Source organism: Butyricimonas synergistica DSM 23225, assembly GCF_000379665.1.
In the GTDB taxonomy this organism is placed as follows: Bacteria; Bacteroidota; Bacteroidia; order Bacteroidales; family Marinifilaceae; genus Butyricimonas; species Butyricimonas synergistica.
The window spans coordinates 240,407-252,795 of the sequence record NZ_KB903367.1; the positions used below are offsets into that span (position 1 = coordinate 240,407).

Consider the following 12,389-nt stretch of genomic DNA (forward strand, 5'->3'; position numbering starts at 1 on the left):
AATGTAATAAAATATAGTATGAAAAATTGGATTGTATTGTTGATCGCTGTTGTGATGGTGAATGCTTCTTTTCTGACGGTCGATGCCGCGGAGAGGAAGAAAAAGACAACGAAAAAAGAAGAACCGGTGGCAAAGCCGCCCGTGAAAAAATTAAGTAAATACGAGAGATTGTTCAAGGGAAAATCACACGAGATGGCAAAGGGTGGTTTTATGACGATCCACAAGGTGGACGGGAAACTGTATTTCGAGATGCCGCTTGCCGTGATGGGCAGGGATATGCTGCTGGCTTCCACGACTACACAAACAAGCGACAACTCGGTGTCCACGAACGGGTATAAAGTCAAAGCCCCCATGCACATCTGTTTCACGCTGGTGGATAGCCTCGTGCATATGCGGAAGGTGAACTCCTACGTGAGTTACGACAAGAATGATGCCCGTGTGCAGCGGGTGATCGAGTCGAACTTTATCAACCCGATTATTGAGGGATATAAGGTGTTGGCTTACAGTCCGGACAGTTCAGCCGTGGTCTTCGATATGACGGCTTTGTTTACCGGGGGTGATGCTTCGGTTACGCCCATGGTGGACGAGGCATTCCCGCTGGCATTTCGGAATTCTATCAATAAATCATTGTCGGCGATCGACGGGATAAAGGCTTTCGAGGATAACGTGTCAATCAAGTCGTCGCTTTCCTACAACGTGAGTGCCAAGTATCTGAACACGATACTCTACGAGAACCGTCCCGTGTCGATCAAGGTGACCCGCACGCTGCTTCTTTTGCCGGAAGACCGGATGCGTCCCCGGATATCGGATTCCCGTATCGGTATCTTCCTGACAAATAAGCAATATATTGCTAACGATGCCGACCAATTGCAACGCTATTCTCTGGCTCATCGCTGGCGTTTGGAGCCGAAAGACATGGCGGCTTACAAGCGGGGCGAACAGGTGGAACCCGTGAAGCCGATTGTTTTTTACTTGGACAACCTTTTCCCGGAGGAATGGAAACAACCCATTCGTACGGGAGTGTTACGGTGGAACAAGGCATTCGAGAAAATAGGTTTCCGGAACGTGGTACAAGTGTTGGATTTCCCGACGAATGATCCCGATTTCGACCCGGATAACTTGAAATACTCGTGTATCCGTTACGTGCCTTCCAGCACGCAGAATGCCATGGGTCCCTCTTGGGTAGACCCGATGACCGGGGAAATATTGAACGCTTCGATCTTAGTTTATAATGATATCGTGAAGATGTTGAACTATTGGCGTTTCGTGCAAACGGCACAGGTAGACCCGAGAGTGAGAGGCAAGAAGTTGCCGAAAGATGTGTTGGAAGAAACAATGGCTTACGTGTTGGCGCACGAGATGGGACATTGCTTGGGACTGATGCACAATATGGCGGCATCTGCTGCGTTCCCGGTGGATTCCTTGCGTTCCGCCACGTTCACGCAAAAGTATGGCACAACTCCTTCCATCATGGATTATGCACGTTTCAATTACGTGGCTCAGCCCGGCGATAAAGGCGTGCGGCTTACTCCTCCCGATTTGGGTATATATGACGAGTACGCTATCAAGTGGTTGTACTCCCCCGTCCCGGAAGCCAAAGATATTTTCGAGGAGGCTAAGATTACCGAGTCGTGGATTGATGAGAAGGCGGGCGATCCTTTGTTCCGCTACGGGAAGCAGCAGATGGCAAGCCGTTATGATCCGAGTGCTTTGGAGGAAGACTTGGGCGACGACCCGATCAAGGCGGGCGATTACGGTATCAAGAACTTGAAATATATTCTCAAGAACTTGAATAACTGGATACAGGATGACGAGTCGGCAGAATATCGCCAAGAACTTTACAACCAGATCGTGAAACAATACGGGCGTTACCTGCAAAATGTGGTTTACTGCATCGGGGGTATCTATCTGACGGAAGCCAAAGACGGCAGTCCCGACAAGCGTTTCCGTTCCGTTCCGCGTGACCGGCAGAAGGCGGCGATGAAATGGGTGACCCGGCAGATGCAGAACAACGATTGGCTGGACGATCGGGAAGTATGCTCGAAATTCAAGTTGAACACGAAAGCCTCGTCCGAGTTGAATGCTTCTGTTGCCGGGATTTTGACGAAAATATACATGAACGTGACCTTGTCGTCTTATCTGGCAGAGAAGAATCCTTACACGTTGCGGGAATTCTTTGACGATTTCTACACCGGAGCATGGGATGCCGCTATACGCAACCGAAAACTCACGCACGGGGATAAGATCATGCAGAAAGCCATGTTGGATATGATGTCCCGTTCCGTGGCTTCCATCGGGGGAAATAAGATCGGGTTGACGGGAGCCGGCAGCATCTCGACAGAAGTGGCATACGCTCCCACGATCGATGAGATTTGCTTGTACGGTTTGGACGAGAGCGGCATGATCGACAAATATGCCAAAGACTTGAAAGACGTGGAACAACGGGAAGGCAAATCCTATATGGTAGAGTTGATGAAGCAAACCGGATTCGGCTATGGTTACGGCTGGCAGAGTTGGGTACGTTCCACGGCTATTGACGAGTCGGCTGTTTACTATTACGAAACGGCATCGAAGATTGCTTCCTTGCTGGAACACCGGGTAGCCTCGGCCAACGCTATCGACCGACCGCATTATCAAGCAATGCTGTACACTGTGAAACAAATGCTAGGGAATAAATAGGGATAAACTACGCCGGTGTCGGGGTACTAAGTGACAAATAGGCGACTTTTGGGCGGCTAATAGACGGCATTGCCTACTGGTCGCCTATAGTTCGCCCACGTTTTTACGAAAAATATGCTTTTTTAACGTGCGCAGAAAATAAGTCCCGCAGATGAATTGGCAGTCTGATGGAAGGGAAGTTTTATCCCTTGCGGTGAGACAATGACGAGTTTTGTCTATTTTAAGTAGAAGCTGCCTTGTGATGCCCGGCAGCGACTCTCTAAATGTATTTTTTCAAAGGAACGAAGCGATTCAAGTGAGAAATTTGAAAAGAAAAGAATATAACAGACTTATGAAGCAAATGAATCAGATCCTACGGATCGTTTTTTTATCCGTTTTTTTATCCGGATGTATGGGTAAGGCAGAGCCGGGAAAGGCGAAATACGTGTTCTATTTTATTGGCGACGGCATGGGTGTGAATCAAGTGATCGGGACGGAGATGTATTTGGCGGAGCAAGAGGGACGCATCGGGAGCAAATCGCTGTCATTTACCACGTTCCCGGTTCGCAATCACCTGACAACTTACTCTGGCACGAATGCCGTGACTTGTTCGGCTGCCGCCGGAACAGCTTTGGCTATCGGTGTAAAAACACAAAACGGGCGCATCGGGACAGACCGGGACGGGAGGGCTTTACCCAGTATCGCGTGGAAAGCGAAACAAGCCGGGAAACGGGTGGGAATCACGACCAGCGTGGCGGTCAATCATGCCACGCCTGCCGTGTTCTACGCCCATCAATTAGATAGGCAGATGTATTACGAGATCGGGACGGATGCCGCTAAGACGGGTTTTGATTTTTACGGGGGTGCGGGATGGAAGCAAATCTTCTCTTCTCGTGATTCTTCGGCAACAGACCTTTATTCTTTGTTGCGTGATTCCGGTTACGTGGTGATCGATCATACCAGTGACTTTCGTGCATTGTCTGCCGGACGGGAAAGGGTGGTTTACGTGCAATCGGAGGATTGCGTCAACCCGTCGAGCCTGCCAACGGCAATCGATCGGGGCGCGGGAGATATGACTCTTTCGGATATTACCGGGAAAGCTATCCGATTTCTGTCGGAACAAAATGACGAAGGTTTCTTCTTGATGGTAGAAGGGGGAATTATTGACTGGCTTTGCCACGCGAATGATGCGGGGGCGGCTTTCCGGGAAATTGTTGATTTCTCGGATGCGATACAGGTGGCGCTTGAGTTTTACAAGACTCATCTCGATGAAACTTTGATTATCGTGACCGCCGATCATGAAACCGGAGGATTAGCGTTGGGCTGTGGGCCTTATGAGTTGAACCTGAAAGTTTTGGCTAACCAAAAAAGTTCGATTATCGGGTTGACCCGAAAGATAAAACAATTAAAAGAGAGCCGGGGGCTGAAACTGGCGTATGCCGATTTGCGAGGATTGTTAACGTGTGAATGTGGTTTCGGCGAAACTGTTGAGTTATCTCCGGAAGAAGAGCAACTTGTGAGAGAGGCTTGTTTGAAAGCTACTGCCTCGAAAGGAATACAACTTCTGAAAAGTGAGCACGCTATGGTAGACCCGGTTGCCCAATTGGCTATCGAAATATTGAATCGTAAAGCCCTGATCCGCTGGGCGAGTGGCGGGCATTCTGCCGGGGCTGTCCCCGTGTACGCGATAGGTGTCGGTGCGGAACAATTCGGCAGAATCTCGGATAACACGGAAATTCATGGAATAATAGAGGAGGTGGCGGGATATTGATACTATAAAGTAGGGAATATGATGTATTATTCAACCGGATTTGATCGAAAAAGAAAGAGCAGAAAATTATTTCAGCTCTTTCTTTTTACCAAATATATGGGGTGTAAATCCCCGAAACAAGAATTGTCTTCGTTTAAATATATGTTGAAGTCCCAGGATGCTTAGTATAAGTCCGTTTTGGTAATGGAAAAGTCCTAGCGGCGAATTAGCCCCGTGAACAAAAAATAATCCTATTCCCGTGGCAACAAGTGATATGAAAACAATGGAAAGTAACATTACGATTTTCCATTTGTTCTTCCTGCCTGTGATAGCCAGACCTTTATACCATTTCCAATGGCTTTTCATATGTATAAATCCCAATAGCATAAACAATAGGCTGGTAACCACGTGAAATACAGCCCAATTATGCCAAACCTCATGGTCTGTGCCATGTCCCGCGATATGTAACTCGATGCCCGTGTAAAATGATAAAACGAACACGGGAACTAACATCAAATCTGTCAAGTAAATAAATCTGCTTCTGTCCATTTTTTTTATGCGAAGTTACAGCGGATTGACGAACAGAAGAATAGACGATATATGGTTAAGATTGCACTATTCGAGGTATTTTTTTCGAAAGCAAGTAGGGCTCATTCCCACCGCTTTTGTGAACAATCGGGTAAAATAGGCACAATCATCTATCCCCAAATGAATGGAAATCTCACTTATTCTCAAAGAAGTATATACCAGCATTCGCTTGGCTCTCAGCATGAGTTCGTTTTGAATATATTTGCTTACGCTCATGCCCGTAATATCCTTGATCACCTCATTCAGATATACCGGTGATATATGTAACGCTTCCGCGTAATAAGATACATTCCTGTTAATTTGTTTTTCTTCTGAAAATAATTCCTTGAAAGCCAGTGTTATTTCAAGGTGTCTTTTGTTTTGGGATTTTTGTCCGATAGTTTCTTGCATGGAATCTGCTATTATACCCACAACGGCACATGACAGGTGCTGCAAAACGGCTTTCGGCTTGTTGTTTCCCAATTTGTCGATTCTGCGGAGAATCATAGAGAATAATTGGATCAGCTCGGCATACAAGATGTCGCTTATGCTAAATGGGGTAGGCGATAGCGCGTATTCGGCAATCGTATGTTTGGTCCGTGTATCTATAAATGCCCCGTCTACAAATAGAAGAAACGCTTTTGCATTTCCTGTATCGATAACACGATGCACTTGGTACGGTTGAACGCAAATCCCGTAGCCTGCTGATAGGTAGCTGTCTTTGAAGTCAATACTGACGGTACACGTGCCGCTCTCTATGATGGCGAATATATAGTAGTCGTCCCGGTGGATGTAATCGATAGACCGGGTCGGCGAAACGGGAGAAAGTTCCTTTGCAAATATCCCGAAATCGGATTGTTGTGTTGCTTTATGTATTGGAATATCCGTCATTCGATATTTTTTGTGAAGTTAGTAAAAAATGCCCGATAACGTGTACGTGTGGTATCCGTTTGGCATCGAAATCATGTTACGTTAGTTTCCGGGTAAAAGAGTAACAGAGCGTAACGAACGTCGTTTGGGGCGATTTGTTACGCTCTGTTCTATTTCGCTTGTTTATTTTAAATTAGTATTTGAACGAACTTCCGCCCAAGAATTCACGAAGGATGGAAGTCGGAGGTATTTCACGGGTGGGTACGGCTTGGACGTACGAGAAGAATTTCAGCAAACGGGTTGCTTTCGAGTGTTCCGGGTTTTTCACCAAAACTTCTTCCAGCAGGGGTACGGCTTGTTGTTTCAATGCCCCGAGTTCGTATGCCAATGCCGAGTTGAACATGACATCGGCTTCCTCTTGGTAGGGGACGATGTGCTTTTGTTCACCGGAGAGCACGCTTTCCCATCTTTTCAGGGTATCGAGAGCCGAGTAACCGCGGTATTTATGATCTCGCACCATACGGCGAATCAGACGGTTGTCCGAGGGATTGATGATATTGTGGTCGTCGATAGAGATGGCGGTCAAGGCTGAAATGAATATCTTGAACAGGCTCTCTTGTGGGAGGTATTGGGTTAGTTTGGGATTTAACCCGTGAATGCCTTCCACGATGATCACGTTGTTCTTCGATATTTTCAGTTTCTCGCCGTCGTAGAAGCGTTGGCCAGTTTCAAAAGAGAATTTGGGAATCTCTACTTCCTCGCCGTTTAACAGGCGGACGATATTGTCGTTGAACGTGTTGATGTCCAAGGCGTCGATGGTTTCAAAATCGTATTCGCCCTTTTCGTCTTTCGGGGTTTGATCCCGGTTCACGAAATAGTTATCCAGAGAGAGGTTCACCGGTTTGATCCCGTTCACCAGAAGCTGGATTGCCAGCCGTTTGCCGAAAGTAGTTTTCCCGGACGAGGAAGGACCGGCGATCAATATCACTTTTAGTTTTTTCCTTCTTTTCCGTACCATGTCGGCAATCAAGGAGATTTTCTTCTCGTGGAGCGCCTCGCTGACTTTGATCATTTCGCTGGCGTGGTGGTGTTCGATGGCTTGGTTCAAGTGCCCGATTTGAGTGACTTCCAGAACTTTGCCCCAGCGTTTGAATTCGCTGAACGTGTTGTATAGTTTTTCTTGCGGTTTGTATGGAAGAATCTCCTTCGGGTTCATCCGGTCGGGAAGCAAGAGCAACATCCCGTCTTTATAGTCCATCAGGTCGAATACTTTGAGGCATCCGGTAGAAGGTGCTAATGTCCCGTAGAAATAGTCGCATGTGCCGTCAATTGAATAAACGGAGGTAAATAGTTTTCCCCGGGACGAGAGTAAAAGTTCTTTATCTTTCAGTCCCTGGCGTTTAAACAATTTGATGGCTTCTTCTGTCGGGTATTCCGTTCGCATGATTTCGTAATCATGATCGATAATGCGTTGCATTTCCGCTTTTATAGAGTCAATCCGCTCGCTCGTGAGAACGATGTCCTTATTTGCTAGGCGGCAGAAAACCCCGTTGGAGAGTTGATACTCCACGATCAATGTTTTCTTGCCGAAAAGATTGATTACCGCTTTGTAAAGCACGAATACCAGTGAACGCATATACACGCTGTACCCGTCTAAAGTGCTGACATCTATAAAATTGACATATTTGGGATTGTATATCTCGTAGTGAAGGTCGCGTACCTCGTTGTTGACCAATGCACCCAGGATGCTTTGGTGGTTATCGGGGAACACTATCTTTTTGAATTCTTTTAAACTGGAACCTGTCGGAATCTGATAGGCTTCTTGCGTATTTTCGCAAAATACGATTATTTTATTTTTTTCCATGTTTCGAGTCATTTATGTGATTCATATTGACAAAGATTGCAAATAACGTGCCGTAAACTTTATTTGTACGCTTCCTTGTCTTTCGGGATAGCAATGTAATAGGTTTTGTTTTTCCCAACTTTTAATGAGGTTTGTCTTAACCAGGGGTTGAAACGTTTCAATGTTTTATAGGTTATCCCGTGTTCCTGTGCGAAGTCCGCTAGGTCTTTTATCGGCTTGGTTACTTTAATTTGGGTAGTTTCCTCGATGGGATATTTTATGCCCACGTGGAAATTGTACAAGTGGGGATTCTCCATGATCTGTTTCAACGCCATCATGCGGTACACGTAGCGTCCGGTTTCTTCACCCATCAGCAGGTCGTAGAATTTCTTTTCTTTCTGGCGATCCATTTGGCGGGTGAGCATATTCATCCCCCCGTTGTACGAGGCGGCTGCCGAAGTCCATGAACCGAATTTGTCGTATGCTTTTTTCAAGTAAGCGCAAGCCGCACGGGTGGCTTTCTCGATGTGATAACGTTCATCCACGTCTTTATCGACTTCCAGCCCGAGTTCTTTTGCCGTACCGCTCATCAATTGCCATATTCCGGCAGCTCCCGCGGGGGACACGGCTATCGGGTTAAGGCTGCTTTCGATGACGGCAAGGTATTTGAAATCGTTGGGAATCTTTTCTTCTTTTAATATCGGTTCTATAATATGGAAATACCGGGGGGAGTTTTTGATAACCTGTATCGTGTGGGAATGAAGGTTCATGTTGACGATGAGTTCTTTTTTAAAGGACTCGACAATGTCTATTCTTTCCAGCGGAACCCGTTCTCCTGTCAGGTAAAATGTATCGGGGCAGAATACGTCAGACGGTAGCAGGAAGTGTGGTATATACTCCTCTCCTTCATCGTGTTCAACTTCACGTTCATAGATGTAATATCCGATAGCGGCACTGTTCAATAATACAAGAATTGCCAATAATGTAATTATAATATTTTTTTGCACGGTTAATGAATTTATATTTTTCGAATATACGTTTTTTTCTCTGCTTTTTGTTGCAAAAATAGAGAAAAAGAGTTTATAAATACTATAAGGTTTTCTGTTGCCATTTCACGTGTCTCAGGTAAAGCCAGGAAACGATACCGATAAGAATGCCATAGGTGACTTCTACTGTCCACACGAATTCCACGTTGGCTTGCACGACGGTGGTAAGCAACCAGGTTTGGAAGGTGTAAAACACGAGCACAAACGATTCGAGAATCAAGGCATGAGTCGTGTTGCCCGTTCCGGATATGGCTTCAAAGAACGTGATCCCGAAACAGAAGCCGAGTGCTGCCAGTCCGACCACGTAAAGGGAAGGAATGGAAGCGCTTATCAGGTCGCCGCTGTTGGAATAGATGGATAGCACTTGTTGCGGAAAAATATAGCATATCAATAACACCGGAAGCACGCTCAGCATGGCGAGTTTCATGATTCGCCGCAAGGTGGGTGTGATCTCTGCTTGCCGTTGTTCCCCGATAAGACGGCTGGTGAGCGTGTTGGCGGTAGCCCCATAACCGAAAACGGGAATAAGGATCAGCATATACACGCTCCGGACGATGATCGTGATGGCAATGGGACGTTCACCCATGTGCTCGATAAGCATGAAAAAGATGTACCATGTCCCGAAAGATAAAAGTTTCTGCAACATGGTGGGAAACGCCGTTTTGAGTACGGTCAGCATGAGCCATCCTTCCAGTTTGTGGAAAGAGAACAGGGCGTATTGCTTGATGGGTAATTTAAGCAACGTGTAAAAAATGAAAATCAGGAATGCCGATATTTCTGCCATGACGGACGCGAGGGCGGCTCCGCCGACTCCCATCTCGGGGAAACCGAATTTCCCGAAGATCAAAAGGTAGTTGAAAATAACGTTGATCGTTGCCATGGCTGCCGTCGAATAACCGATGATCTTCGTGTTGGAAAGCCCGATATACAGAGCCCGGAACAAAAAGTTGAAACACACGAAGATAATCCCGTAATGGCGGTAAGACATATATTCCATAGCTGCCTCGTAGATGTTGGGAGACTGAATGGAAGCCCCTAAAAGCACGTCGCTGAAATAGCGTTGTATAAGGAATAGTGCCATGGACAACAGGAACACGAAGCATAACCCGTGTTCGAATACAACCCCGATCCGGTTCAAACGCCCTTCACCTAAACGGCGTGCCACGATGATCTGAATCCCGATGGAGAATCCCCATGCTAGCGTGGAAAACACGTAGTAGTAAATACCTGCCATGGCGGAAGCCCCGAGGGCGATCTCGCTGACTCGTCCCAAAAATGCGGTATCTGTTAAGGTGATGAGTGTTTGTGCCAAACTTCCTAGAATGATAGGATAAGCTATATTCCAGATCGTTTTGTTCGTGATCTTTGTTGTCATGTGTCCTTGTTTTAGACTGCAAAATTAACTTATAAACTTTATAAACTTACGTGTGGGGTATTGAAAGTTTATAAAGAGGGCGGAAAATTGCAGGAAAAATCGTAACTTCGTGGGTTTTAAATTTAAATTCAAGCAAAAATGACAATAGAAGAACAAGTTAGTAAAGGCATCATGGCAGCCATGAAAGCGAAAGATACAATCCGCCTGGAGGTTTTAAGAAATATAAAGAAGGTTTTTATCGAGGCTAAATCCGTGGCGGGAGCCCCGGAGCAGATTGCCGACAGCGAGAGTATCAAAATCATCCAGAAATTGGCGAAACAGGGACGTGAATCCGCAGAAATCTACAAGCAACAGGGACGTGAGGATTTGTACGCCCACGAGATTGCCCAAGTGGAGGTGATGAACGAGTTTTTGCCCAAACAATTGACTGAAGACGAGTTGCGTGTGGCTTTGAAGGGAATTATCGAGAAAGTGGGGGCTACTTCTGCCAAAGAAATGGGAAAAGTCATGGGCGTGGCAACCAAAGAATTGGCTGGTATTGCCGACGGTAAAATGATTTCTGCTATTGTAAAAGAATTGTTGGCATAATAATGTGCAGGTAAGTCCATGGGGAAACGCTGGGTGTGATTGATTTCGTCTATATCGTGATTGAAAATAAGTATCAGAAATAGAGAATGATTGAGTAAATAATTCCGACCTTTGTATAGGAATGGAGATTGTGCATGGACTTAATGAATCACTAAATATAAAGAAATGGCTACTGTAAAAGATTGGGCTGCCGCGGTGATTAAGCAGGCAGAAATTGACAAATATCTGGTGGATGGAAAGGATTTTATTGACGAGGGAAAGATATTTGAGGAAATCGAAAAAGGGAAGAATCCCGACAAGCAACGTGTACGGGATATTCTACAAAAATCGTTGGAAATAAAAATATTAACGCCGGATGAAACGGCTACTTTGTTGAATGTGGAAGACCCCGAGCTTTTCCACGAGATGCAGGAGGCTGCTTTGGAGGTGAAGAAAAGAGTGTATGACAATCGTATCGTTTTCTTTGCCCCCTTGTACTTGTCCAACCTGTGCGTGAACAGCTGTAAATATTGTGGTTTCCGTGCGGAAAATAAGGAAGAAATACGCCACGTGTTGTCCATGGACGAGGTGCGGGAGGAAACCGCTGCCGTGATCGACGAGGGACACAAGCGGATGATTGCCGTGTATGGCGAACATCCAAAGAATGGCGCAGACTATATTGCGGAGTCTATTTCCACGATTTATTCCGTGAAGCGGGAAACTCCCACGGGAAACGGGTTTAACAATATCCGCCGGGTGAACGTGAATGCGGCTCCCATGGAGATCGCCGATTTGAAAAAATTGTGGAGAGCGGGTATCGGGACGTTCCAGGTGTTCCAGGAAACGTATCACCGGGGAAGATATGCCGAATTGCACCCGGCTAACACGGTGAAGGGAAATTACCGCTGGCGTCTTTATGCGATGCACCGTGCCATGGATGCTGGAATCGACGACGTGGCGATCGGGGCGTTATTCGGCTTGTATGACTGGAAATTTGACGTGATGGGATTGTTGCATCATGCGTTGGATTTGGAGCGGCAGTTCGGTATCGGACCGCACACGGTGTCTTTCCCGCGTATGCAACCGGCTCCGGGATCTTTCCTGAGCGAGAATTCTCCTTACTTGGTTAGTGATGATGCCATGAGGCGCGTGGTAGCCGTGTTGCGTTTGGCTATCCCGTATAGTGGGTTGATCGTGACGGCACGGGAAGAGCCAAATCTGAAAAGAGATTTATTGACCCATTACGGTTGCACGCAAACTGATGCTTCCTCTAAACTGGGAATCGGGGCATACTCCAAGAAGTTGAAACAAGAGGAGAATATCGAGAAGGTTCAATTCATGTTGGGCGACCAGCGTTCTCTCGATGAAGTGATCCGGGAATTGGCTAACGACGGAATGATTACTTCGTTCTGTACAGCCGGTTATCGCTGCGGACGTACGGGCGATAAGATCATGAATCTGTTGGAAAAAGGAGTCGAGGGCAAGTTCTGTAAGTTGAATGCCGTGTTGACTTTCCGGGAATACCTGAATGATTACGCTTCTCCTGCAACCCGTGAAATCGGGGAGAAACTGATCGAGCAGGAGTTGCGTGAGATTGAGGCAACCCCCTTCTTTAGCGATAAGAAATTACTTCCAACCTTCCGTTCCTATTACGACCGGATCGCGAGAGGGGAGAGAGATCTGTATATGTAATTAGGTGATGGAAATCACTGA

General features: G+C 46.4%; 9 protein-coding genes. 4 read left to right on the forward strand and 5 right to left on the reverse strand.

All coding sequences use genetic code 11. The features are described 5' to 3' along the window. Positions 1–18: 18 nt before the first annotated feature. Together A3CY_RS0113455 and A3CY_RS0113460 are read left to right on the forward strand one after the other, a co-directional pair. Positions 19–2,679 carry a zinc-dependent metalloprotease gene (locus tag A3CY_RS0113455; protein ID WP_018338449.1) on the forward strand — a complete coding sequence of 887 codons (2,661 nt, stop codon included), beginning with the start codon at positions 19–21 and terminating at the stop codon, positions 2,677–2,679. Between the two features lie 331 nt (positions 2,680–3,010). After that, a complete protein-coding gene (locus tag A3CY_RS0113460) occupies positions 3,011–4,429 on the forward strand; it encodes an alkaline phosphatase (protein ID WP_018338450.1) in 1,419 nt (472 codons plus the stop codon). Positions 4,430–4,495: 66 nt separating this feature from the next. On the opposite strand, the gene A3CY_RS0113465 is transcribed toward A3CY_RS0113460, so the two are convergent. From A3CY_RS0113465 to A3CY_RS0113485, 5 genes are all read right to left on the reverse strand, one after another. Further along, a complete protein-coding gene (locus tag A3CY_RS0113465) occupies positions 4,496–4,957 on the reverse strand; it encodes a DUF4405 domain-containing protein (protein ID WP_018338451.1) in 462 nt (153 codons plus the stop codon). 66 nt (positions 4,958–5,023) lie between these two features. Next, the gene (locus tag A3CY_RS0113470; RefSeq protein WP_018338452.1) at positions 5,024–5,866 is read right to left on the reverse strand and encodes a helix-turn-helix domain-containing protein; all 843 of its coding nucleotides are present in this window, start codon (positions 5,864–5,866) and stop codon (positions 5,024–5,026) included. A 172-nt stretch (positions 5,867–6,038) separates the two neighbouring features. Further along, positions 6,039–7,709 (reverse strand): nucleoside kinase, encoded by a 1,671-nt coding sequence (locus tag A3CY_RS0113475; RefSeq protein ID WP_018338453.1) that lies wholly within the window; start codon positions 7,707–7,709, stop codon positions 6,039–6,041. Between the two features lie 59 nt (positions 7,710–7,768). Further along, entirely contained in the window at positions 7,769–8,695 is a 927-nt protein-coding gene (locus A3CY_RS0113480; protein WP_018338454.1) for a lytic transglycosylase domain-containing protein, read from the reverse strand. A gap of 82 nt (positions 8,696–8,777) precedes the next feature. Continuing rightward, entirely contained in the window at positions 8,778–10,109 is a 1,332-nt protein-coding gene (locus A3CY_RS0113485; protein ID WP_018338455.1) for an MATE family efflux transporter, read from the reverse strand. 138 nt (positions 10,110–10,247) lie between these two features. On the opposite strand from A3CY_RS0113485, the gene A3CY_RS0113490 reads away from it, so the two are divergent. Continuing rightward, a complete protein-coding gene (locus tag A3CY_RS0113490; RefSeq protein WP_018338456.1) occupies positions 10,248–10,697 on the forward strand; it encodes a GatB/YqeY domain-containing protein in 450 nt (149 codons plus the stop codon). Between the two features lie 165 nt (positions 10,698–10,862). Beyond that, positions 10,863–12,368: a [FeFe] hydrogenase H-cluster radical SAM maturase HydG gene (gene hydG / locus A3CY_RS0113495; RefSeq protein WP_018338457.1), complete on the forward strand. Its 1,506-nt coding sequence runs from the start codon at positions 10,863–10,865 to the stop codon at positions 12,366–12,368. The last annotated feature ends 21 nt before the right edge of the window (positions 12,369–12,389 follow it).

Bases quoted from the DNA above. Each gene is read 5' to 3' on its own strand.
- A3CY_RS0113455 (WP_018338449.1), top strand. From the start codon at position 19: ATGAAAAATTGGATTGTATTGTTGATCGCTGTTGTGATGGTGAATGCT.
- A3CY_RS0113460 (WP_018338450.1), top strand. From the start codon at position 3,011: ATGAAGCAAATGAATCAGATCCTACGGATCGTTTTTTTATCCGTTTTT.
- A3CY_RS0113465 (WP_018338451.1), bottom strand. From the start codon at position 4,957: ATGGACAGAAGCAGATTTATTTACTTGACAGATTTGATGTTAGTTCCC.
- A3CY_RS0113470 (WP_018338452.1), bottom strand. From the start codon at position 5,866: ATGACGGATATTCCAATACATAAAGCAACACAACAATCCGATTTCGGG.
- A3CY_RS0113475 (WP_018338453.1), bottom strand. From the start codon at position 7,709: ATGGAAAAAAATAAAATAATCGTATTTTGCGAAAATACGCAAGAAGCC.
- A3CY_RS0113485 (WP_018338455.1), bottom strand. From the start codon at position 10,109: ATGACAACAAAGATCACGAACAAAACGATCTGGAATATAGCTTATCCT.
- A3CY_RS0113490 (WP_018338456.1), top strand. From the start codon at position 10,248: ATGACAATAGAAGAACAAGTTAGTAAAGGCATCATGGCAGCCATGAAA.
- hydG (WP_018338457.1), top strand. From the start codon at position 10,863: ATGGCTACTGTAAAAGATTGGGCTGCCGCGGTGATTAAGCAGGCAGAA.